The following is a 21,521-nucleotide window of genomic DNA, read 5'->3' as shown; positions in this document are numbered from 1 at the left end:
TCAGTACCTCACCCTCGGGTCGATGAGCGCCGCGATGATGTCGACGATGAAGTTCGTGAGCGCCACGATGACGGCGAGCAGGGCGACGATGCCCTGCACGGCGACGAAGTCGCGCGCCTGGATGTACTCGACCAGCTGGAAGCCGAGGCCCTTCCACTCGAACGTGGTCTCGGTGAGCACCGCGCCGCCGAGGAGGAGCGCGATCTGGAGGCCGATGACCGTGATGATCGGGATGAGCGCCGGACGATAGGCGTGCTTGCGCAGCAGTCGCGACTCGGCGACGCCGCGCGAGCGGGCCGCGTCGACGTAGTCGGTGCCGAGCGTGCCGATGACGTTCGTGCGCACGAGGCGGAGGAACACGCCCGCGGTGAGCAGTCCGAGCGCGATCGAGGGCAGCACGGCGTGCGCGAGCACGTCGCCGAGCACCGCGGGGTCGCCCGTCATGATGGCGTCGATGGTGTAGAAGCCCGTCTTGTTCGGCAGGAACTCCATCTCGATCGTCGCCCCGGTCGAGGCGCGGCCGGCGACCGGCAGCCACTTCAGCCAGACGGCGAACACGAGCTTCAGCAGGAGGCCCGCGAAGAAGACCGGCGTCGCGTAGCAGAGGATCGCGAAGACGCGGAGGAGGGCGTCCTGGCCCTTGTCGCGGAAGTAGGCCGCGATGAGGCCGAAGGGGATGCCGACCGCGAAGGCGACGAGCAGCGAGTAGAACGCGAGCTCGGCCGTGGCGCTGCCGTAGGTGACGAGCACCTCGGTGACCGGCCGGTTGTCGCTGATGGTCATGCCGAAGTCGCCCGTGAAGACGCCGCCCATGTACTCGAGGTACTGGACGATGAGCGGGCGGTCGAAGCCCGCCTCGTGGATGCGCTCGGCGAGCTGGTCGGGCGGCAGCTGGCCGCCGAGCGCCGCGGTGATCGGATCACCGGTGGTGCGCATGAGGAGGAACACCACGCTCACCAGGATGAACACCGTGGGGATGATGAGGAGTGCGCGGATGAGGATGTAGCGGCCGAGGCTGCCGCCCGAGGATCTCGTGGATCGCTTCGGGGTGGGACCAGCGCCGGTGGCGGCCGTCGTCGTTGAGGTCAATGTTCGCCAATCAGGGGTGTGGCTCGAATGCGGGTGGCCCGCTCACGAAGAGCGGGCCACCCGTTCCGGTCTGCAAGCGACTCTAGTCGCTCATGTCGCTCAGCCCTTGGTGAGCGAGGCGAAGCGGAACTTGAACGAACCGTCGAGGACCGCACCGTCGATGTCGGTGCCGGTCACTGCGACCTGGGCGCCCTGGAGGTAGGGGACGGTCGACAGGTCGGCCGCCACCTTCTCCTGGATCTCCTCGATGAGCGCGGTGCGCGCGGCGACGTCGGTCGTCACGGCCTGCTCGAGGATGAGGTCGTTGACCTCGGGGTTGTCGTAGTGGTTGCTCAGGAAGTTCGCCTTGAGGAAGAACGGCGTGAGGTAGTTGTCGGCGTCCGAGTAGTCGGGGAACCAGCCGAGCTGGTAGGCCGGGTACACGTCGGCGACGCGGTCCTCGGAGTACTGCACCCACTCGGTGGTCTGCAGGTTCACCGTGAACAGGCCGTCGGCCTCGAGCTGGTCCTTGATGAGCGCGTACTCGTCGGCCGACGAGGGGCCGTAGTGGTCGTTCGAGTACTGGAGGTTCAGCTCGACCGGGGTGGTGACGCCGGCGGCCTCGAGGGCCTCCTTCGCCTTCGCGGCGTCGGGGGCGCCGGCGCCGTCGCCGTAGAGCTCCTTCAGGGGCTCGACCGCACCGGCGAGGCCGGCGGGGATGTACGAGTACAGCGGCGTGTAGGTGCCCTTGTAGACCTGCTCGCCGAGCTCCTCGCGGTCGATGAGGTCGGCGACGGCCTGACGGACGGCGAGGGCCTTGGCCGGGTCGGCCTCGGGGGTCTTCGCGCCGTAGGGCTGCGTGTCGAAGTTGAAGACGATGTAGCGGATCTCGCCGCCGGGGCCGTCGACGACGTTGACCTCGTCGTTGCCCTTGAGGTCTTCGATGTCGGTCGCAGACAGGCTGCGGTACGCGACGTCGATGTTGCCCTCCTGGACGTCGAGCTTCATGTTCGACGACTCGGCGTAGTACTTCAGGTTGACCGTGTCGGTCGACGCGTCGGCGAGGAGGCCCTTGTACTCGGGGTTCTTCTTGAACGAGATCAGGTTGTTGAAGTCGTAGCTCGCGATCTGGTACGGGCCGCCGAACGCCTTCGCCGCGACGATGTCGTCGTCGGAGGTGAGGGCGTCGGGCGAGAACACCTCGTCGTCGACGATGGCGCCCGGGAAGCTCGTGAGGATGAGCGGGAAGACCTGGTCGTTCTCGGCCTTGAGGTGGAACACGACGGTGGTGTCGTCGGGGGCGTCGACGCTCTCGAGGTTGTAGAGCAGGCTCGACGCGCCGTTCGGGTCGGCGATCTTCAGCTGACGGTCGAACGAGAACTTCACGTCGGACGAGGTGAGGTCGTTGCCGTTCGCCCACTTGAGGCCGGCGGGCAGGGTGACGGTGTACTCGGTCGGCGCGGTGAACTCGGCCGTCTCGGCGAGGTCGGGCACGACGTCGGTGCTGTTGTAGTCGGTGTTCAGCAGGTACGGGAAGACCTGCGTCTGCACGGCGAGCGAACCGTTGTCGTACGAACCGGCCGGGTCGAGCGTCGTGACCTTGTCGGTCGTGCCGACCGTGATCGAGCCGCCCGAAGCGTTGTCGTCGCCGCCGCCGCCGGCCGAGCAGCCGGCGAGCACGAGTGCGGCCGCCGAGAATCCGGCCACCGCAAGGAGCGCGCGGCGGTTCTTGGTTGCGGATGTCATATCCGTCTACCTCTTCCTGTCAGGACTGAAGCGCACCGCGGCTACCACGGCGCGTTCTCGTATCACTCAGAGGTAGCACAACGATCCTGAGTCATGCAGGGAGGGGCCGTCGAACGTCGGAATGTTTACCGATCTGCAACCTTGCACGCAACGGATCGTCGGACGGCGTCGCACGGCGACGGATTTCGTCAGTCGGCGCGCAGCGCCCGGCGCTCCTGCTCGAGCTCGACGAGCGCGCGCTGCAGCGCGGAGAACGTCGCCTGGTCGCCCGGCGACAACCGCTGCAGCCGACCGAGCAGCTCGGACTTCTGGCGCAGCAGCTCGCGGTCGATGAGCGAGCTCACCACGCCGCGCACCCAGGCCTCGAGCTCGGCGTCGTTGCGCTGCGGCACCGGCAGCACGGCGAGCTGCTGCACGACGCCCGCGAACGGGGCGGGGACCTCGGCGACGACGCGATCGACGCGGAGCCCCGGGTCGGTCGAGCCCAGCACCGCCGCGACGCCGTCGCGCACGACGGCGAGCGTCGCATCCCCGAACCGCGAGTCGACCGCGTGCCGGAGCAGTTCGTCGCCGACCCGGTCGGGGTACTGGAGCATCGCCTGGAGCGCGTCGCGCTCGAGCCTCGTCGACGGGTCGTTCGGCAGCGTCGCGATCGAGAACGGGCGCTCCGTCGCCTCGCCCGCGTTCGCGGCGAGCGGTGCGGATGCCTCCGCCCGAGTGCCCTGCGCTGCGGCGGGCCCGCGACCGCGCCCTCCCCCGCCGGCGCCGCGCACCGCCCGGGTCACCTCCCCGAGCTCCATGCCGAGCATGCGCGCGAGCTCGCGGGTGTAGCCGGGCCGCAACGAGGCGTCGCGGATCTCGGCGACGATGGGCGCCGCGGCGCGGAGCGCGCCCACTCGACCCTCGACGGTCTCGAGGTCGTAGCGGTTCAGGGTGTGCCGGATCACGAAGTCGAACATGGGGGTGCGCGACTCGACGAGGGTGCGCACCGCGCCGTCGCCGCGGGCGAGTCGCAGGTCGCACGGGTCGAGTCCGTCGGGCGCGACGGCGACGAAGGTCTGCGCGGCGAAGCGCTGCTCTTCTGCGAAGGCGCGCATCGCGGCCTGCTGGCCCGCCGCGTCGCCGTCGAAGGTGAAGACCACCTCGCCGACGCCCGAGTCGTCGCCGAGCACGCGCCGCAGCACCTTGATGTGGTCGACGCCGAACGCCGTGCCGCACGTCGCGATCGCGGTGGTGACCCCGGCGAGGTGGCAGGCCATGACGTCGGTGTAGCCCTCGACGACGACGACGCGGTGCGTCTTCGAGATGTCGCGCTTGGCGAGGTCGAGCCCGTAGAGCACCTGCGACTTGTGGTAGACCGCCGTCTCAGGGGTGTTGAGGTACTTGGGGCCCTTGTCGTCGTCGAGCAGGCGGCGCGCGCCGAAGCCGACCGTCTGGCCCGTGACATCCCGGATGGGCCAGACGAGCCGGCCGCGGAACCGGTCGTAGACGCCGCGGTCACCCTGGGAGACGAGACCCGCCGCACTCAGCTCTTCGGTGGAGAAGCCCTTTGACTTGAGGTGGTTCGTCAGGGCGTCCCAGCTCTTCGGCGCGAAGCCGACGCCGAACCGGCGGGCGGCCTCGGCGTCGAAGCCGCGCTCGCCGAGGAACCGGCGGCCGATCTCGGCTTCGGGAGCACCGAGCTTCTCGACGAAGAACTCGGCCGCGGCCTGGTTCGCCGCGAGCAGCCGCGCGCGGTTGCCGTGGTCGGGCGCCTGCCCGCCGTCTTCGTAGTGCAGTTCGAAGCCGATGCGCCCGGCGAGCCGCTCGACCGCCTCGGTGAACGAGACGTGGTCCATGCGCTGCAGGAAGGTGTAGACGTCGCCCGACTCGCCGCAGCCGAAGCAGTGGTAGTACCCGACGCCCGGCCGCACGTTGAAGCTCGGGCTGCGCTCGTCGTGGAAGGGGCACAGCCCCTTCAGCGAGCCGACGCCGGCCGACTTCAGGCTGACGTGGTCGCCGATGATGTCGGCGATGTTCGTGCGGGCCTTCACCTCGTCGACATCGCTCTGTCGAATTCGGCCCGCCATGCTCACATCCTAATCTCGGTCGACGGTTCGCTGGGCGGGTCGGCTCGGGGCCGATCGGCGCCGGGCCGGCCGCTCAGCGCTGCACGAGCCGTTCGTACCAGCTGAGCGCGGACTGGTCGGTGAGGCTCGCGACCTGATCGACGACGACCCGCTTGCGCGCGGCGTCGTCGGCCGCGGCCGACCAGTCTTCGGCGAAGCCCGCGTCGAGGTGCTCGTCGCCGCTCGCGTGCAGCGCGTCGGCGAGCGAGGCGAGCACCTGCCGCTGCTGGAGGTAGATCGGCTGACGCGTGTTGCGCGACATCACGAACGCCGCGACGATGCCCTTCAGCACCGCGATCTCGGCCTGGATCTCGCGGGGCACGACGACGTCGGCGTCGAAGCGGATGAGGCTCGCGAGCGGGAACGCGGAACGCGTGGCCTCGGTGGCCGCGTGCGCGAAGCGCCCGATCAGCTGGCTCGTGAGGTTCTTGAGCCTCGCCTGGTCACGGCGGCTGCCCGTCCACTCGTCGAGCCAGCCGTCGAGCGAGTCGAGGCGGTCGAACGCCGCGATGAGCTCGTCGTGCGGGATCGCGCCGCCGACCCACTTGTGCATCGAGGAGACGAGCTCGTCGTGGTCGACGCGGGCGCCGAGCGCCGCGACGTCGATGTAGCCGCCGACGATCGCATCCTCGAAGTCGTGCACCGAGTACGCGATGTCGTCGGAGAGGTCCATCACCTGCGCCTCGATGCAGAGCCGCCGCTCGGGCGCGCCCGCGCGCAGCCACTCGAACACCGCGACGTCGTCGTGGTAGAAGCCGAACTTCTGCCGCCCGGAGGGGTCTGCGACGCCCGTCGCCTCGGGCCACGGGTACTTGCAGCTCGCGTCGAGGCTCGCCCGCGTCAGGTTGAGGCCGTAGCTGCGGCCGTCGTCGTCGAATACCTTGGGCTCGAGTCGGGTGAGCAGGCGGAGGGTCTGCGCGTTGCCCTCGAAGCCGCCGATGTCGGCGGCCCAGTCGTTGAGCGCCTTCTCGCCGTTGTGGCCGAACGGCGGGTGGCCGAGGTCGTGGGCGAGGCAGGCCGTGTCGACGACGTCGGGGTCGAGCGCGAGGTTCGCGGCGAGCTCGCGGCCGATCTGGGCGACCTCGAGCGAATGGGTCAGCCGGTTGCGTGCGAAGTCGAGCCCCTGGGTCGGGCTCAGCACCTGCGTCTTCGCCGCGAGGCGCCGCAGCGCGCTCGAGTGCAGCAGGCGCGCGCGGTCGCGGGCGAAGTCGCTGCGCCGCGAGGAGTGCTCTTCGGGCAGCAGCCGTTCGGTGTCGACGGCCTCGTAGCCGCCGAAGAGTCGATCTGCCACCGGGCTACCCGCCGCTCGTGTCGAGCTCGGCGTCGACGAGCGTCACCCGGTCGTGGCCGACGAGCTCCTGCGAGTCGAGCCAGCCCTCGGGAAGGGTCGGGTTCTTCGGCGTGCCCGCGCGGCCGCGCGGCCCCTCGGCACCCTCGCCCGGGTACGGCATCGACCAGTCGAGCGTGCCGAGCAGGTCGTCGAGCATCGCGAGCGACTCGACGGTGGCGAGGCGCGCCCGCAGGTCGCCGCCGACCGGGTACCCCTTGAAGTACCAGGCGACGTGCTTGCGGATGTCTCGGCACCCGCGCTCCTCGCTGTCGAAGAACTCGGTCAGGAGCTCGGCGTGCCGCCGGAACGTCTGCGCAACCTGCCCGAGCGAGGGCTGGAACAGCGCCCCGTCGTCGCCCGCGAGCTCACCGCGGAACCCCGCGGCAAGGTCGCCGAAGAGCCAGGGGCGCCCGAGGCATCCGCGACCGACGACGACGCCGTCGCACCCGGTCTCGTCGACCATGCGCAGCGCGTCGGCGGCCGACCAGATGTCGCCGTTGCCGAGGACGGGGACGCTCGTCACCGTCTCCTTCAGCTTGGTGATGGCCGACCAGTCGGCCTGGCCCGAGTAGAACTCGGCGGCGGTGCGCGCGTGCAGCGCGACCGCCGAGACGCCGGCGCCCTCGGCGATGCGGCCGGCCTCGAGGTAGGTGAGGTGGTCGGCGTCGATGCCCTTGCGCATCTTCACCGTCAGCGGGATGTCGCCCGCGGCGCGCACGGCGCCCTCGACGATGTCGCGGAACAGGCCCGTCTTCCACGGGAGGGCGGAGCCGCCGCCCTTGCGGGTGACCTTCGGCACGGGGCAGCCGAAGTTGAGGTCGATGTGGTCGGCGCGGTCTTCGGCGACGAGCATCGTGACCGCCTCGGCGACCGTCTTCGGGTCGACGCCGTACAGCTGGATCGAGCGCGGCGTCTCGGACTCGTGGTGCGTGATGAGGCGCATCGACTCGGGCGTGCGCTCGACGAGCGCGCGCGAGGTGATCATCTCGGAGACGTAGAGCCCGGCGCCGAACTCGCGGCAGAGCCGGCGGAACGCCGTGTTGGTGATGCCGGCCATCGGTGCGAGCACGACGGGCACGTCGAGCTCGATGCCGCCGATCGCGAGCGGGCCTGCGGGAAGCGTGGTGGTTGAGGACATCACCGTCGATTCTCCCAGAGATCGCGGCCCGCTCGCCCGATGGCGCGGTGCGAGCCTAGGATTCACTGCAGGTCGACCACTGGGGAGGACGAGATGGCTGAGCTCACGGGTGCCGAGCGGGTCCGAGCGGATGCCGAGGCGCGCGGCCTCGACGTCGAGATCATCGAGCGGCCCGCCGCGCGCAGCCTCGAGGAGGCGGCCGAGCTGATGGGCATCTCCCCCGGCGACATCGTGAAGTCGCTGGTCGTCAAGCGCAGCGACGACACCTACCTGTTCGCCCTCGTGCCCGGCGGCCGCAAGATCAGCTGGCCGAAGCTGCGCGCGCTCGTCGGCGTGAACAAGCTGCAGCTGCCCGACGCCTCGCTCGCGCTCGCCGCCACCGGCTACGAGCGCGGCACGATCACGCCGCTCGGCTCGACGAACCCGTGGCCCGTGTTCGTCGACGAGACGATCGCCGGCCGCCGCGTCTCGATGGGCGCCGGCGAGCACGGACGCAGCCTGTTCGTCGACGCCGACGCGCTCATCACCGCGCTCGACGCGACGGTCGCCGACCTCAGCGATCCCGAGTAGCGGAGAGGATCGGCCGTTTCGGGAATGCCGCGAGCACCCGATGCGTTCGCATTCATCGTGACTTCCCCCATCAAGATCGACATCTGGTCCGACATCGCCTGCCCCTGGTGCTACATCGGCAAACGCCACCTCGAGGAGGGCCTCGCCGCCCTCGGCGACGACGCGCCCGACGTCGAGATCGAGTACCACTCGTTCGAGCTCTCGCCCGACACCCCGCTCGACTTCGAGGGCTCGACCGTCGAGTACCTCGCCGAGCGCAAGGGCATGCCCGTCGAGCGCGTCGAGCAGATGCTCGAGCACGTCACGGGGGTGGCTGCGAAGGCCGGCCTCGACTACCACTTCGAGAAGGTCGCGCACACGAAGACCCTCAAGGCGCACGAGCTGCTCCACTTCGCGAAGGCGCACGGCAAGCAGCTCGAGCTCAAGGAGCGCCTGCTGAAGGCCTATTTCGTCGAGGGCGGTCGCGTGAACCGCATCGACGAGCTCGTCGTCTTCGCCTCCGAGGTGGGGCTCGACGCCGACGCCGCCCGCGAGGCGCTCGAGTCGGGCCGTTACGCCGCCGACGTGCAGGCCGACATCGCGCAGGCCGGCGCGTACGGCATCAACGGCGTGCCGTTCTTCGTCTTCGAGGGCAAGTACGGCGTCTCGGGCGCGCAGCCCGCCGAGGTCTTCGGCCAGGTGCTCACCCAGGTCGCGGGCGAGCGCGACGGCGCGGCCGCGTGAGCGTCGGGATCGAGACGGATGCCTCGGGCGCGACCCCGCTCGAGGCGGGCTCCGCGAGCGGCGCGGGCACCGGGGCATCCGCCTCGCCCTTCACCATGCTGCCCGGCGCCGCGGGCGCCATGGTCTGCGAGGGCGACGTCTGCTTCGTGCCCGGGCTCGCGGCGGAGTAGCCGCCCGCGGGCGCACCTAGAGTGGTCGGATGCCCGACTCCCCGACGCGCCCGCGCCGCATCCTCGTCACCGGGACGAGCGGCTCGGGCAAGACGACGCTCGGCCGCCGCATCGCCGTGGCGGCGGGGCTCCCGTTCCAGGAGATCGACGCCCTCTTCCACGGGCCCGACTGGACGCCGAGGCCGAGCTTCGTCGAGGACGTCGACCGGTTCACCGCGCAGGACGCCTGGGTGATCGAGTGGCAGTACGACACGGTGCGGCCGATGCTGGCCGAGCGCGCGCAGCTGCTCGTCTTCCTCGACTACTCGCGGTGGCGGGTCATGCGGCAGGTGACCCGGCGGACCGTCAGCCGCCGCGTGCGCCGTGAAGAGCTCTGGAACGGCAACATCGAGCCGTCGCTCGCCACGGTCCTCACCGATCACGAGCACATCGTCCGCTGGGCCTGGCGCACGCACGCGCTCTGGCCGTCGCGCGTCGCCGAGGTCTCGCGAACCCATCCCGGGCTCGAGGTCGTGCGTCTCGGGCGTCCGCGCGACGCCGACGCGTGGCTCCGGCAGGCCTTCCCTTCCGAGGCCTAGCGATATATCGTTGAGTATCGTTCGCATATCGCGGGAGGTCATCATGAACGGCAATCGCTCGACCGGCGGATTCGGCGGCGCAGGTTTCGGCGGCACGGGACCGGGCAACCCGGGTGCCGCGATCTGGGAGGCGATGGAGCAGTTGCGCTCCTCGTTCGAGCAGCGCCCCGGCATGCGACGGATGGCCCGTGGCGACGTGCGGGCCGCGGTGCTCGCCCTCCTCGCCGAGCAGCCCATGCACGGCTACCAGATCATCCAGCAGATCGACGAGCGCAGCGGCGGCTCGTGGAAGCCGAGCGCCGGGTCCGTCTACCCGACGCTGCAGCTCCTCGCCGACGAGGGGCTGATCGTGGCCGACGAGACGCAGGGCCGCAAGACGTACTCGCTCACCGAGGCCGGCCGCGACGAAGCGGCGGCGGCGGGCGATCGACCGGCGCCGTGGGAGTCGTCCTCGGCCGGGGGCGGCGCCCATCGGGCGCTCTCGAAGTCCGGCGTCGAGCTCGCGGCCGCCGCCGCGCAGCTCGGCCGCAGCGGCTCCCCCGAACAGATCCAGCAGGCGGTCACCGTGCTCGACGAGGCCCGCCGCCGGCTCTACTCGATCCTCGCCGAGGGCTGACCGGGTGCCGCCCCGGGTGCCGCATCCGTCGCGACGCGAGAGGATGGCGGCATGACCGACGGTGCCCACCGCGCGCGCTCTCGCAGCATCCTCGGATTCGCGGCGCGCCAGCTCGTGCAGATCTGGTGGTTCGAGCTCGTCCTGCCGAAGCTCGGCCTCGGCGGCATCGCCGACCGCTCGCGCGAACGGAGGATGCGCCGTCTCGCCGAACGGTTCCGCGCGCTCGCGGTCGACCTCGGCGGCCTCATGATCAAGGTCGGCCAGTTCCTCTCCGCCCGCCTCGACGTGCTGCCGCCCGAGATCACCTCCGAGCTCGCCGGCCTCCAGGACGAGGTCCCTGCGGTGCCGTTCCCCGAGATCCGCGCACTCGCCGAGGCCGAGCTCGGCGCCCCGCTCGACCGGGTGTACGCCAGTTTCGACGAGGTCCCCGTCGCGGCCGCCTCGCTCGGGCAGGCGCACCGCGCCCGGCTCGCCGCGGGCGATGCCGCCGACACCGGGCTCGACGCGGTCGTCGTCAAGGTGCAGCGCCCCGGCATCGAGCAGATCGTGGCGGTCGACCTCGCGGCGCTCCGCCGCGTCGCCGGATGGCTCCGGCGCGTGCGCGTCGTGGCCGACCACGTCGACGCCCCCGCCCTCGTCGAGGAGTTCGCGCAGACGAGCCACGAGGAGATCGACTACCTGCACGAGGCGCAGAGCGCCGAGCGCTTCGCCGAGTCGTTCGCCGACGACCCGCGCGTGTACGCGCCCGCCGTCGTGTGGGAGCGCACCACCCGCCGCGTGCTCACCCTCGAGGACGTCACGGCGATCAAGATCAACGACACCGACGCCCTGCGGGCCGCCGGCATCTCCCCCGCCGACGTCGCGCGGGTCTTCGCCGAGGTCATGTTCGACCAGGTGTTCACGCACGCCTTCGTGCACGCCGACCCGCACCCCGGCAACATCTTCGTGACGCCGCTCGGGGCGGACGAGGCGACCGGCACGAACGGCGCTGCCGCCCCGGGCATCCCGTGGCGCCTGACCTTCGTCGACTTCGGCATGATGGCCGAGGTCCCCGGCGAACTGCGGGCGGGCCTGCGCTCGCTCGTCATCGCCGTCGCGTCGCGCGACGGCCACGGCATGATCGAGGCCGCGCACGAGATCGGGGTGCTCATGCCCTCGGCCGACACCGCCGAGCTCGAGCGCGCGCTGACGCAGCTGTTCGAGCGTTTCGGCGGCATGGGCTTCGCCCAGCTGAAGGACGTCGACCCGCGCGAGTTCCGCGACTTCGGCGTCGAGTTCGGCGACGTCATGCGCTCGTTGCCGCTGCAGCTGCCCGAGCACCTGCTGCTGCTCATCCGGGCGATGGCGCTCACCTCGGGCATGTGCAGCTCGCTCGACCCCGAGTTCAACGTGTGGGACGCCGTCGAGCCGTACGCGACGCAGCTCCTGAACGAGGAGCGCGGCGACGTCGTGCAGGAGCTCCTTGGACAGGCCATGACGAGCGCCGGCCTCATGTGGGGCATGCCGAAGCGCGTCGACGCGCTCATCACCAAGGCCGACCAGGGCCGGATGTCGTTCGACACCTCGCGCCTGGAACGGCGGCTCGATCGCCTCGAAGGCGTGGCGCGGCGCATCATGTCCGCCGTGCTGTTCGCGGCCCTGCTCATCGGCGGCGCGCTGCTGCTCGCCCCGAACCCCGCGCTCGGCACGACGCTCATGATCGTGTCGGCGCTGCCGCTGCTGCACGCGCTGTTCGCCGGCGTCGTCCAGCGCCGGCGGCGCGGGCGCCGCTGAGGAGGCGCGTTCTCGACGGAGTCGCCCTCAGCTGACCGTGGGCGCGTCGACCGCGCCGCCGAAGCGACGGTTGCGGCGGGCGTAGATCTCGATCGCCTCCCAGAGCTGGGTGCGCGAGAAGTCGGGCCAGAGGGTGTCGAGGAACACCATCTCGGCGTAGGCCGACTGCCACAGCAGGAAGTTCGAGGTGCGCTGCTCGCCCGAGGAGCGCACGAACAGGTCGACGTCGGGCATCTCGGGCACGTAGAGCCGCTTCGCGATGAGCTTCTCGCTCACCGCCGAGGGCCGCAGCCGGCCGGCCGCGACGTCGTCGGCGATCGAGCGCACCGCGTCGGTGATCTCGTTGCGCCCGCCGTAGTTGACGCACATCGTGAGCGTCAGCACGTCGTTGCCCGCCGTGAGCTTCTCTGCGAACTGCAGCTCGTTGATGACCGAGGCCCAGAGGCGCGGACGGCGACCGGCCCAGCGGATGCGCACGCCCCACTCGTTGAGCTGGTCGCGCCGACGGTGCAGCACGTCGCGGTTGTAGCCCATGAGGAAGCGCACCTCCTCGGGCGACCGCTTCCAGTTCTCGGTCGAGAACGCGTACACCGAGAGGTGCTTCACCCCGGCCTGGATCGCGCCGGCGACGACGTCGAGGAGCGCCGCCTCGCCCGCCTTGTGGCCTTCGATCCGGGTGAGTCCGCGCTGGTTGGCCCAGCGCCCGTTGCCGTCCATGACGATCGCGACGTGCTCGGGCACCGAGCCCTTCGGGAAGGCGGGCGGGTGCACCCCCGTCCAGTCGATCGGCTTGTAGGGCACGGCGTCGCGGTGGGTGTACGGCTTCGGGGTCACGGGTTCCTCAGAGGGCGGGTCGCGGGGCGGATGCCTCGCGGCTGACGTGCGGCAGCGAACGGAGTCCCCGTTCGAGGTGCCACTGGGTGTAGGCGGCGACGATGCCGCTCGCCTGGTTGCGGTCGCGTTCGGGTGCGGCTTCGGCGTACTCCCAGTCGCCCGAGAGGAGCGCACCCAGCAGCGCCACCGTCGTGCGGTCGATGCGCGGGGTGCCGGGCGGGGCGCACTCGTCGTCGCAGACGACCCCGCCGAGCTGCACGACGACCGCCGTGTGCTCCCCGGGTCGACCACAGCGGGCGCAGTCGCCGAAGCTCGGCGCCCAGCCGGCGAGGGCGAGGGCCCGCAGGAGGTACGAGTCGAGGGTGAGGCCCGCCCCGTGCTCGCCGCGGGCGAGCGAGCGGAGCGCGCCGACGAGCAGGAGGTACTGCTGCAGCGACCCCTCGGACTCGGTGAGCTTGTCGGCGGCCTCGACCATGGCGTTCGCCGCGGTGTAGGCCGCGTAGTCCTGGGTGATCTGGGCGCCGTAGGAGCCGAGCGACTCGGCCTGGTTCACGACGTCGAGACTGCGGCCCTCGTAGAGCTGCAGGTCGGCGACCATGAACGGCTCGAGGCGGGCGCCGAACTTCGACCCCGTACGCCTGACGCCCTTCGCCACGGCACGGACCTTGCCGTGCTCGCGCGTCAGGAGGGTGAGGATGCGGTCGGCCTCGCCCAGCTTGTGGGTGCGCAGCACGACGGCTTCATCTCGGTACACGGGCACAGCTCGATTCTCCCATCTCTGCGGCCCGCGGCATCCGTGATTCACTGTGAGCGTGGAAACCGCAGAGTTCACGATCCCCCTCTGGCTCGACCTGACCGCCGTGGGTCTCGGCGGCGTGCAGGGCGCACTGTTCGCGTCCGGGTTCCGCGGCGAACGCCGCCTCGATCTCCTCGGCGTCGCGATCGTCGGCATCGTGATGGGCTTCGGCGGCGGAATGACCCGCGACCTGCTGCTCAACGTGCCGATCGGGGCGCTGCAGAGCAACTGGTACCTCGTGACCGCGGTCGCGGCCTCGCTCGTGGGCATGCTGCTCGCCTCGCCCCTGCAGCGCCTCAACGGCGTCATCGTCGGGCTCGACGCGCTCGTCATCGGCATGTTCGGCGCCTTCGGCACGACGAAGGCGCTCGACCTCGGCCTGCCGGTCCTCCCCGCGGTGTTCGTCGGCGTGGCGGCCGCCGTCGGCGGCGGCATCCTGCGCGACATGCTCATGAGCCTGCCGGTCGCGATCATGCACGTCGGCTCCCTCTACGCGGTCGCCGCAGCGGCCGGATGCCTCGTGCTCGTCGGACTCGACGCCTTCGGCGTGCCGCTGCTCATCGCGGGCATGGTCTGCATCGTCGTGACGAGCATCATCCGCTGGCTCGCCGTGATCTTCGACCTCTCGCTGCCCGAGCAGCGCATGCTGTACCGCCGCAAGGTCGCGACGGAGACCGGCGTGCTGCCGGTCATCCGCCGCTGACCTGCGGGATCAGACGCCGGCGGTCGCGAGCTCGGGCTCGGCGGTGCGGACGCGCAGCGCGCGGTTGACGGCCGAGACGACGGCCTTCAGCGACGCGGTCGAGATGTCGGCGTCGATGCCGACGCCCCACAGCACGGTGCCCTCGACCTCGAGCTCGACGTACGCGGCCGCCTGCGAGTCGCCGCTCGCCGAGAGCGTGTGCTCGACGTAGTCGCGGAGCTTCACCTCGACGCCCTCGGCGCCCAGCACGTTGAGGAACGCGGAGATCGGGCCGTTGCCGCTCGCATCGGCCTCGACCCGCTCGACGCCGTCGCGGAGCCCCACGCGGACCTTGACGACGCCGTCGAGGGCGCTCTCGGTGCGGAGGCTCAGCAGCTCGAATCGGCCCCACTTCTCGTCGGGGCGGTTCTGCGGCGCCGGCAGGTACTCGTCGGTGAAGACGCGCCAGATCTCGTCGCTCGAGACCTCGCCGCCCTCGGCATCGGTCTTCTGCTGCACGACGCCCGAGAACTCGATCTGCAGTCGTCGCGGCAGGTCGAGGGCGTGGTCGGTCTTCAGCAGGTAGGCCACGCCGCCCTTGCCCGACTGGGAGTTCACGCGGATGACGGCCTCGTAGCTGCGGCCGAGGTCGCGCGGGTCGACCGGCAGGTACGGCACGGCCCACTCGAGCTCGTCGACGGAGACCCCGCGGCGCTCGGCCTCGGCGGCCATCGCCTCGAAGCCCTTCTTGATCGCGTCCTGGTGCGAGCCCGAGAACGCGGTGTAGACGAGGTCGCCCGCCCAGGGGTGCCGCTCGGGCACGGGCAGCTGGTTGCAGTACTCGACGGTGCGCTTGACCTCGTCGATGTCGGAGAAGTCGATCTGCGGGTCGATGCCCTGCGTGAAGAGGTTCACGCCGAGCGCGACGAGGTCGACGTTGCCGGTGCGCTCGCCGTTGCCGAAGAGGCAGCCCTCGATGCGGTCGGCGCCGGCCAGGTAGCCGAGCTCGGCGGCGGCGACGGCGGTGCCGCGGTCGTTGTGGGGGTGCAGCGAGAGGATGACGTTCTCGCGGTGCGCGAGGTGGCGGCTCATCCACTCGATGGAGTCGGCGTAGACGTTCGGCGTCGCCATCTCGACGGTGGCGGGCAGGTTGATGATGACCTTGCGCTCGGGCGTCGGCTCGAGGATCTCGAGCACCTGGTTGCAGACGTCGACCGCGAACTCGAGCTCGGTGCCGGTGTAGCTCTCGGGCGAGTACTCGTAGTAGACGGTGGTGGCGGGGATCGTCGCCTCCTGCTCGCGGCACTTGCGCGCGCCGTGCAGGGCGATGTCGATGATGCCCTGCTTGTCGGTGCGGAACACGACCTCGCGCTGCAGGATGCTCGTCGAGTTGTAGAGGTGCACGATCGCCTGCTTCGCGCCCGCGATCGCCTCGTAGGTGCGCTCGATCAGGTGGTCGCGCGCCTGCGTCAGCACCTGGATGGTGACGTCGTCGGGGATCGCGTGCTCGTCGATGAGGCTGCGCACGAAGTCGAAGTCGGTCTGGCTCGCGCTCGGGAACCCGACCTCGATCTCCTTGTAGCCCATCTTCACGAGGAGGTCGAACATGATGCGCTTGCGCTCGGGGCTCATCGGGTCGATGAGGGCCTGGTTGCCGTCGCGCAGGTCGACGGCGCACCAGCGGGGCGCCTGCTCGATGCGCTTGGACGGCCACGTGCGGTCGGGCAGCTCGACCGAGATCTGCTCGTGGAAGGGGCGGTACCGGTGGACGGGCATCGCCGAGGGCTGCTGGGTGTTCTGCATGGGGTGCTCTTCTCGCTTGTTCGGATGGATTCAGCCGACGACGAACTCCGCAGCGAGGGAGGCCTTCGAACTAGGACTCGCTGCGGCAGCTAAGGAGAAGCAGGCCGTGAAGCACGGCACAAGGCTAACATCCGAGCGCGGCGGCCGCATGCATGTGACGCCCGGGCGGTGCGAACGCGGGTGCCCGACGCACGGAAGCGGGCGGCGGCCTCCCCCGAGGCCGCCGCCCGCCCTTCCCTCCCGTCCCTCGCGATCCCCCTAGTCGACCGCGAGGGCGACCACCGGCGAGACGCGCATCGCGCGTCGCGCCGGGGCGATGGATGCGACGAGCGTCAGCACGCCCGCCGCGACGACGAGTGCGCCGATCATGATCCACGGCACGCCCGGCAGCACGAACACCGGGTGCCCCTGGGCCCCGCCGAGGAGCGCCTGCGCCCCGACCCAGCCGTAGCCGAAGCCCAGCACGAGGCCGGTGAGCGTCGCGGCGACCGTGAGCGCGGCGCTCTCGACGACGATCATGCGGCGCAGCTGGCCCCGGTCGAAGCCGAGCGCGCGCAGCAGCCCGAGCTCGCGGGTGCGCTGCATCACGCTCAGCGAGAGCGTGTTCACCATGCCGATGGCGGCGATGAGGGCGCTGAAGCCGATGAGCACCGTGAACACGGCGATCGTCGCGTCGAGCATGGTCTCGATGCCGGCGTACACCTCGGGCTGCGCCTCCTGCGCGGCGAGCAGCATCGCCCGGTACGACTCCATCGTCACCGAGAAGGTCGTCACGAGCGTGACGCCGATGACGAGTCCGATCGTCATGCGGGAGCTCCGCTCGGGGTTGCGCACGGCGTTCTCGGCGGCGAGTCGCGCGGCCGGCGAGCGGCCGAACAGGCGGCCGACGAGTCGCAGCACGGGCGGCATCACGACGTCGGCACCGAGCACGACGCCCGTGAACGAGAGGATGCCTCCGGCGAGGCCGATGAGCACGCCCATCGGGTCGGTGAGGCCGACCACGACGCCCGTGACGAGCAGGCCGATGCCGATGGCGACCAGCACGATCGCCGCGATGTTGCGGCCCCTCCGGCGGCCGAGCTCCTCACGGTCCTGCGCGTTCGAGTTCGAGATCGCCTCGATCGGCCGCACCCGGAGCACTCGACGCGACCCCACCCAGGAGGCGAGCCACGTCGTGAGGACGACCGCGACGGCGGGCAGCACCACGGCGGGATTGAGGTAGTCGTACTCGGTCGGCGGCAGCATCCGGTTCGCGACGGCGAACTGCTCGACGCCGTAGGCCGCACCGGTGCCGGCGACGACGCCGATCGCGGCGCCGGCGATCCCGACCACGAGCCCCTCCTTGGCGATCTGGGCGCGCTGCGCGCGGGCGCTCGAACCGATGAGCCGCAGCAGCGCGATCGTGCGGGTGCGACCCGCGACGACGGTCGCCACGGTGTTCGAGGTGACGATCGCGCTCACGTACACGGCGATCACGACGAACACCGTCGCGAGGAAGCCGAGCATGAGGGCCACGGTGTCGCTCTCCCCGGTGACGTCGTCGGCGCGGATCGCGGCGGCGAGCAGGCCGGTCACGTGCAGCAGCAGCACGCCGAAGGTGCCGGCGAGGGCGGCGACCAGCAGCGTCGGCCACTGGTCCTTCATCCGGGTGCGCATCAGGCCGCCAACTCCATCGACAGCATGAACGCGGAGATCTCCTCGGGGGTCGAGCGGCCCGCGTCGCGCACGATCCTGCCGTCGGCGAGGAACAGGATGCGATCGGCGTGGCTCGCCGCGACCGGGTCGTGCGTCACCATGGCGATCGACTGCCCGTACCGGGCGCTCGCGACGGCGAGAAGACCGAGCACCTCGCGCCCGGTGCGGGAGTCGAGGTTGCCGGTGGGCTCGTCGGCGAAGACGAGGTCGGGGCGCGTCGCGAGGGCCCGCGCGATGGCGACGCGCTGCTGCTGGCCGCCCGAGAGCTCGTGCGGTCGGTGGGTGAGGCGGCCGCCGAGGCCGAGCGTGTCGAAGAGCTCGTCGATCCACGCCTGCTCGTCTCGGGTGGGCCGACGGCCGTCGAGCTCGAACGGCAGCATCACGTTGCCGCGCACGTCGAGGGTCGGCACGAGGTTGAACGACTGGAAGATGAACCCGATGCGGCGCCGGCGCAGCACCGTGAGCGCGGCGTCGCCGAGCTCGGTGATGTCGGTGTCGCCGAGCCACACGCGGCCGGCCGTCGGCGAGTCGAGACCCGCCATGATGTGCATGAGCGTCGACTTGCCCGAGCCCGAGGGCCCCATGATCGCCGTGAACTCACCGCGGCGGAGGCCGAGCGAGACGTCGTCGAGCGCGGTCACCGAGCCGGCACCGCGGCCGTAGCGCTTGGCGAGGCCCGCGACGCGGGCGATGAGACCGAGGTCAGAGGGTTGGATCTGCATGTCTTCGACGTTACGGATGCACCGCAGCCCGGGTCATCCGACCATCGAACGGTTCGCCGTCATCCTCTGGGATGACGCTGACGGCGCACCGTTAGGCTCGCAGGATGCACGCCGAACCCGCCACGTCCCCGGTTCCCGACGAAGCCGCGCTCGACGCCGCGGTGAGGAAGGCCACGTTCACCGGAGTCGTGACGATCGACGTCGGTGACGAACGCCGCTTCGAGCGGGTCGAAGGCTACGCGCACCGCGCGTTGCGGGTGCCGAACACCACGCGGACCCGGTTCGCGATCGCCAGCGGCGCCAAGACCTTCACGGCGCTGGCCGTGCTCCGGCTCATCGAAGCGGGCGTCCTCTCGTTCGACACTCGCGTCCGCGCGATCCTGGGCACCGACCTGCCGCTCATCGACGACGACGTGACGGTCGCGCAGCTGCTCACGCACACCTCCGGCATCGGCGACTACCTCGACGAGACAGCCGACTGGAATGCCTCCGACTACGTGCTGTCCGCCCCCGTCCACCTCCTCGCCGAGACCGAGGCGTTCGTGCCCGTCATCGACGGCCACCCGCAGGCGTCCCCGCCCGGAACGCGGTTCGCATACTGCAACGGCGGCTACATCGTGCTCGCGCTGGTCGCCGAGCGCGCGAGCCGGACGCCGTACCACGACCTCGTCGACGCCGAGATCTGCGCGCGTGCCGGCCTGGCGAGCACGTCCTTCCTGAGGTCGGACGAGCTCCCCGGCGACGCCGCCCTCGGCTATCTCTTCGAGGAGGGCGATCGCACCAACGTGCTGCACCTGCCCGTGCGGGGCAACGGCGACGGCGGCATCTGGACCACCGCCGACGACCTCCACCGGTTCTGGCGTGCGCTCACCGACGGCCGGATCGTGAACGAGGAGACCCTCGAGCGGATGACCCGGCCGGGGTTCGAGGGCGTGCGATACGGGATGGGCATCTCACTCGGCGCGAAGCGCCACCGACTCTTCATCGACGGGCACGACGCGGGCGTGTCATTCCGTTCAGTTCACAACCGGGACACCGCGACGACCCTGAGCGTGCTCGGCAACAGCTCCGAGGGTGCATGGCCGGTCGTCTCGCTGCTCACGGACACCGTGTAGGGCGTCAGTCGGCCGACCGCAGGTCGTGCTCGTAGGCGAAGACGACGAGCTGCACCCGGTCGCGGAGGCCGAGCTTCGCGAGGATCCGGCTCACGTGCGTCTTCACCGTCGCCTCGCTCAGATACTCGGACGCGGCGATCTCGCTGTTCGAGAGCCCGCGCGCGGCGAGGGCGAAGATCTCGCGCTCGCGGGGCGTGAGCTCGGACCAGGCCGCCGGGGCCGGGCGACCAGCGGTGGCCGCGCCGACGTGCGCGAACAGCGCGCGGGTCGCCGAGGCGGCGATCACCTGGTTGCCCTGGTGCACGGTGCGGATCGCCGCGAGGAGGAACTCGGGGTCGGCGTCCTTCAGCACGAAGCCGCTCGCGCCGGCGCGGATCGCACGGGCGGCGTTCTCGTCGAGGTCGAAGGTCGTCAGGACGAGCACCTTCGGGGCGGGCCTGCCGTCGCGATCGGCGTCGGCGAGGATCCGCTCGGTCGCGGCGATGCCGTCCGCGAGCGGCATCCGCACGTCCATCAGGATGACGTCGGGGCGCTCGGCCGCGGCGAGGGCGATCGCCGCGACGCCGTCGCCCGCCTCGCCCACCACGTCGAGGTCGGGCTGCGACTCGACGAGCATGCGCACGCCGGCGCGGAACAGGGCCTGGTCGTCGACGAGGGCGACTCGGATGCTCATGCGGACCTTCCGGGTTGGGCGGGGATGCGGGCGGTCAGGCGGAACAGGCCGTCCTCGCCGGCCGCCGCGTGCAGGCTGCCGCCCGTCAGCTGCGCGCGCTCGCGCATGCCCGGGATGCCGTGGCGGAACGCGTGCGAGTCGGGCGCCGGGGCATCCGGACGCTGCGAGTTGACGAGTCGGAGCTCGACGCCCGCCTGGTCCCAGGCGAGCTCGAGGACGACCGGCTTCGTCGTGTCGCCGTGGCGGAGCGCGTTCGTGAGGCCCTCCTGCACGATGCGGTAGACCGCGATCTGGTGACCCGTGCCGAGCTCGGGGCGATCGCCCGACTCGGAGAACCGCACGTCGAGTCCGGCCGCACGCACCTGCTCGAGCAGCGCGCCGAGGTCGTCGAGCACGGGCTGCGGGGAGGCGCTCTCATGGTGACGGAGCTCGGCAAGCAGCAGCCGCACGTCGCCGAGCGCGCCGCGCGCCACCCCCGCGATCGTGCCGAGCGCGTCGACGGCCGACTCGGGCCTCGTGCGCGCCGCGAAGCGCGCGCCGTCGGCCTGCGCGATCACGACCGCGAGCGAGTGCGCGACCACGTCGTGCATGTCGCGGGCGATGCGGTTGCGCTCCTGCTCGACGACGTAGCGGTACTGCGCGAGCTCGCGTTCGCGGTTCGCGACCTCTTCGCGGCGCGCGACCTCGCGGTTGTCGCGCACGGCGCGCACGAGGAGCCCGGCCGTCCAGGCGAGCACGAGCACCGCGATCGAGGCGACGAAGAGCATCCCGGTGAGCACGAGCATGCCGATCGCATCGCCGCCCCCGATCGCCGACGCCCCGCCGAGCAGCGGCTTCACGACGGCGAGGTACCCGGTGGCGAGCAGCGCTCCGACCCCGGCCGACCCGAGGCCAAGCCACTTCACGACCCGGCCACCGTGGGCCGCGGTCGAGTAGAGCACGCCGAGCACCGCGGCGTCGTAGAGCTGCAGGTCGCGCAGCAGGAGCATCTGCGTCAGCGCGGAGGCCCAGGCGATCGCGAGCGACCACCGCACGTCGAAGCGCCGGATCGCGAGCGCGCCGGTGAAGCCCGCCAGGATCACGAGGTCGGCTGCGCCGCCGAGCAGGGCGAAGGGCAGGCACACGAGCGCGAACACGCCGGCGAGCACGATGTCGGTCGTGAGCTTGGCGCGGCTGATCGTGGTGGGCACCGATCCACCGTACGCGCTGGATGGGTGTGGATTCGCCGTTCGCGGGCTGAATCATCCTCGAGTCGTACGCGCGGCGCACACCTGAGGCCGAGGAGCGCCGATCAGAACCCGAGCCGGCCGAGCTGCCCTCGGCCCACCCGAGTCGCACTGCCGATCAGAACCCGAGCCGGCCGAGCTACCCACGGCCCACC

General features: G+C 71.2%; 20 protein-coding genes. 8 read left to right on the top strand and 12 right to left on the bottom strand.

The window, feature by feature from the left end; all coding sequences use genetic code 11:
- From ACFVSL_RS14590 to dusB, 5 genes are all read right to left on the bottom strand, one after another.
- Entirely contained in the window at nucleotides 1-1,089 is a 1,089-nt protein-coding gene (locus tag ACFVSL_RS14590) for an ABC transporter permease (protein ID WP_386941698.1), read from the bottom strand.
- A gap of 99 nt (nucleotides 1,090-1,188) precedes the next feature.
- Nucleotides 1,189-2,814: an ABC transporter substrate-binding protein gene (locus ACFVSL_RS14585; RefSeq protein WP_386941697.1), complete on the bottom strand. Its 1,626-nt coding sequence runs from the start codon at nucleotides 2,812-2,814 to the stop codon at nucleotides 1,189-1,191.
- Nucleotides 2,815-3,002: 188 nt separating this feature from the next.
- Nucleotides 3,003-4,883 carry a DNA primase gene (dnaG, locus tag ACFVSL_RS14580; protein ID WP_386941696.1) on the bottom strand — a complete coding sequence of 627 codons (1,881 nt, stop codon included), beginning with the start codon at nucleotides 4,881-4,883 and terminating at the stop codon, nucleotides 3,003-3,005.
- Between the two features lie 73 nt (nucleotides 4,884-4,956).
- Nucleotides 4,957-6,213, bottom strand: coding sequence for a deoxyguanosinetriphosphate triphosphohydrolase (locus ACFVSL_RS14575; RefSeq protein ID WP_386941695.1), 1,257 nt, complete (start codon nucleotides 6,211-6,213; stop codon nucleotides 4,957-4,959).
- Nucleotides 6,214-6,217: 4 nt separating this feature from the next.
- On the bottom strand, nucleotides 6,218-7,390 hold the full coding sequence (gene dusB / locus ACFVSL_RS14570) for a tRNA dihydrouridine synthase DusB (protein ID WP_376944934.1): 1,173 nt from the start codon (nucleotides 7,388-7,390) through the stop codon (nucleotides 6,218-6,220).
- Nucleotides 7,391-7,483: 93 nt separating this feature from the next.
- On the opposite strand from dusB, the gene ACFVSL_RS14565 reads away from it, so the two are divergent.
- The 6 genes from ACFVSL_RS14565 to ACFVSL_RS14540 are packed head-to-tail and all read left to right on the top strand — an operon-like array spanning nucleotide 7,484 to nucleotide 11,820.
- On the top strand, nucleotides 7,484-7,960 hold the full coding sequence (locus ACFVSL_RS14565; protein WP_386941694.1) for an aminoacyl-tRNA deacylase: 477 nt from the start codon (nucleotides 7,484-7,486) through the stop codon (nucleotides 7,958-7,960).
- 57 nt (nucleotides 7,961-8,017) lie between these two features.
- A complete protein-coding gene (locus ACFVSL_RS14560; RefSeq protein ID WP_386941693.1) occupies nucleotides 8,018-8,683 on the top strand; it encodes a DsbA family protein in 666 nt (221 codons plus the stop codon).
- The gene (locus ACFVSL_RS14555; RefSeq protein ID WP_386941692.1) at nucleotides 8,680-8,853 is read left to right on the top strand and encodes a hypothetical protein; all 174 of its coding nucleotides are present in this window, start codon (nucleotides 8,680-8,682) and stop codon (nucleotides 8,851-8,853) included. Before ACFVSL_RS14560 ends, ACFVSL_RS14555 begins: the two co-directional genes overlap by 4 nt.
- Before the next feature lie 29 nt (nucleotides 8,854-8,882).
- The gene (locus ACFVSL_RS14550) at nucleotides 8,883-9,431 is read left to right on the top strand and encodes an AAA family ATPase (RefSeq protein WP_386941691.1); all 549 of its coding nucleotides are present in this window, start codon (nucleotides 8,883-8,885) and stop codon (nucleotides 9,429-9,431) included.
- A gap of 43 nt (nucleotides 9,432-9,474) precedes the next feature.
- A complete protein-coding gene (locus tag ACFVSL_RS14545; protein WP_386941690.1) occupies nucleotides 9,475-10,047 on the top strand; it encodes a PadR family transcriptional regulator in 573 nt (190 codons plus the stop codon).
- A 51-nt stretch (nucleotides 10,048-10,098) separates the two neighbouring features.
- Nucleotides 10,099-11,820 carry an ABC1 kinase family protein gene (locus tag ACFVSL_RS14540; protein ID WP_386941689.1) on the top strand — a complete coding sequence of 574 codons (1,722 nt, stop codon included), beginning with the start codon at nucleotides 10,099-10,101 and terminating at the stop codon, nucleotides 11,818-11,820.
- A gap of 27 nt (nucleotides 11,821-11,847) precedes the next feature.
- Here ACFVSL_RS14540 and ACFVSL_RS14535 read toward each other — a convergent pair whose 3' ends face one another.
- Nucleotides 11,848-12,654 carry an isoprenyl transferase gene (locus tag ACFVSL_RS14535; protein WP_386941688.1) on the bottom strand — a complete coding sequence of 269 codons (807 nt, stop codon included), beginning with the start codon at nucleotides 12,652-12,654 and terminating at the stop codon, nucleotides 11,848-11,850.
- 7 nt (nucleotides 12,655-12,661) lie between these two features.
- Nucleotides 12,662-13,414: a DNA repair protein RecO gene (gene recO / locus ACFVSL_RS14530; RefSeq protein WP_386941687.1), complete on the bottom strand. Its 753-nt coding sequence runs from the start codon at nucleotides 13,412-13,414 to the stop codon at nucleotides 12,662-12,664.
- Nucleotides 13,415-13,466: 52 nt separating this feature from the next.
- On the opposite strand from recO, the gene ACFVSL_RS14525 reads away from it, so the two are divergent.
- Nucleotides 13,467-14,153, top strand: coding sequence for a trimeric intracellular cation channel family protein (locus ACFVSL_RS14525; protein WP_386941686.1), 687 nt, complete (start codon nucleotides 13,467-13,469; stop codon nucleotides 14,151-14,153).
- 9 nt (nucleotides 14,154-14,162) lie between these two features.
- Here ACFVSL_RS14525 and leuA read toward each other — a convergent pair whose 3' ends face one another.
- The 3 genes from leuA to ACFVSL_RS14510 all read right to left on the bottom strand — a co-directional run bounded on the left by leuA (nucleotide 14,163) and on the right by ACFVSL_RS14510 (nucleotide 18,352).
- Complete coding sequence (gene leuA / locus ACFVSL_RS14520; RefSeq protein WP_386941685.1) at nucleotides 14,163-15,935, bottom strand: 2-isopropylmalate synthase; 1,773 nt, start codon at nucleotides 15,933-15,935, stop codon at nucleotides 14,163-14,165.
- Between the two features lie 258 nt (nucleotides 15,936-16,193).
- Nucleotides 16,194-17,591, bottom strand: a complete 1,398-nt coding sequence (locus tag ACFVSL_RS14515; protein ID WP_386941684.1) for an FtsX-like permease family protein — start codon at nucleotides 17,589-17,591, stop codon at nucleotides 16,194-16,196.
- Nucleotides 17,591-18,352 carry an ABC transporter ATP-binding protein gene (locus ACFVSL_RS14510; protein ID WP_386941683.1) on the bottom strand — a complete coding sequence of 254 codons (762 nt, stop codon included), beginning with the start codon at nucleotides 18,350-18,352 and terminating at the stop codon, nucleotides 17,591-17,593. The genes ACFVSL_RS14515 and ACFVSL_RS14510 overlap by 1 nt, the downstream gene beginning before the upstream one ends.
- Nucleotides 18,353-18,456: 104 nt before the next feature.
- Here ACFVSL_RS14510 and ACFVSL_RS14505 point away from each other — a divergent pair, with 104 nt between their 5' ends.
- Nucleotides 18,457-19,467: a serine hydrolase domain-containing protein gene (locus tag ACFVSL_RS14505; protein WP_386941682.1), complete on the top strand. Its 1,011-nt coding sequence runs from the start codon at nucleotides 18,457-18,459 to the stop codon at nucleotides 19,465-19,467.
- Nucleotides 19,468-19,471: 4 nt separating this feature from the next.
- Here ACFVSL_RS14505 and ACFVSL_RS14500 read toward each other — a convergent pair whose 3' ends face one another.
- Together ACFVSL_RS14500 and ACFVSL_RS14495 are read right to left on the bottom strand one after the other, a co-directional pair.
- Complete coding sequence (locus ACFVSL_RS14500; protein ID WP_386941681.1) at nucleotides 19,472-20,140, bottom strand: response regulator; 669 nt, start codon at nucleotides 20,138-20,140, stop codon at nucleotides 19,472-19,474.
- The gene (locus ACFVSL_RS14495) at nucleotides 20,137-21,330 is read right to left on the bottom strand and encodes a histidine kinase (RefSeq protein ID WP_386941680.1); all 1,194 of its coding nucleotides are present in this window, start codon (nucleotides 21,328-21,330) and stop codon (nucleotides 20,137-20,139) included. The genes ACFVSL_RS14500 and ACFVSL_RS14495 overlap by 4 nt, the downstream gene beginning before the upstream one ends.
- Nucleotides 21,331-21,521 lie beyond the last annotated feature (191 nt).

The organism is Agromyces sp. NPDC058064, assembly GCF_042885275.1.
Taxonomy (GTDB): Bacteria; Actinomycetota; Actinomycetes; order Actinomycetales; family Microbacteriaceae; genus Agromyces.
The sequence above is the reverse complement of the archived record's forward strand: the minus strand, read 5'-3'. Positions and strand labels throughout refer to the sequence as shown.

Excerpts from the sequence above, each read along its gene's own strand:
- ACFVSL_RS14585 (WP_386941697.1), bottom strand. The coding sequence starts at position 2,814 with ATGACATCCGCAACCAAGAACCGCCGCGCGCTCCTTGCGGTGGCCGGA.
- dnaG (WP_386941696.1), bottom strand. The coding sequence starts at position 4,883 with ATGGCGGGCCGAATTCGACAGAGCGATGTCGACGAGGTGAAGGCCCGC.
- dusB (WP_376944934.1), bottom strand. The coding sequence starts at position 7,390 with ATGTCCTCAACCACCACGCTTCCCGCAGGCCCGCTCGCGATCGGCGGC.
- ACFVSL_RS14565 (WP_386941694.1), top strand. The coding sequence starts at position 7,484 with ATGGCTGAGCTCACGGGTGCCGAGCGGGTCCGAGCGGATGCCGAGGCG.
- ACFVSL_RS14550 (WP_386941691.1), top strand. The coding sequence starts at position 8,883 with ATGCCCGACTCCCCGACGCGCCCGCGCCGCATCCTCGTCACCGGGACG.
- ACFVSL_RS14545 (WP_386941690.1), top strand. The coding sequence starts at position 9,475 with ATGAACGGCAATCGCTCGACCGGCGGATTCGGCGGCGCAGGTTTCGGC.
- ACFVSL_RS14540 (WP_386941689.1), top strand. The coding sequence starts at position 10,099 with ATGACCGACGGTGCCCACCGCGCGCGCTCTCGCAGCATCCTCGGATTC.
- leuA (WP_386941685.1), bottom strand. The coding sequence starts at position 15,935 with ATGCAGAACACCCAGCAGCCCTCGGCGATGCCCGTCCACCGGTACCGC.
- ACFVSL_RS14515 (WP_386941684.1), bottom strand. The coding sequence starts at position 17,591 with ATGCGCACCCGGATGAAGGACCAGTGGCCGACGCTGCTGGTCGCCGCC.
- ACFVSL_RS14510 (WP_386941683.1), bottom strand. The coding sequence starts at position 18,352 with ATGCAGATCCAACCCTCTGACCTCGGTCTCATCGCCCGCGTCGCGGGC.
- ACFVSL_RS14505 (WP_386941682.1), top strand. The coding sequence starts at position 18,457 with ATGCACGCCGAACCCGCCACGTCCCCGGTTCCCGACGAAGCCGCGCTC.
- ACFVSL_RS14500 (WP_386941681.1), bottom strand. The coding sequence starts at position 20,140 with ATGAGCATCCGAGTCGCCCTCGTCGACGACCAGGCCCTGTTCCGCGCC.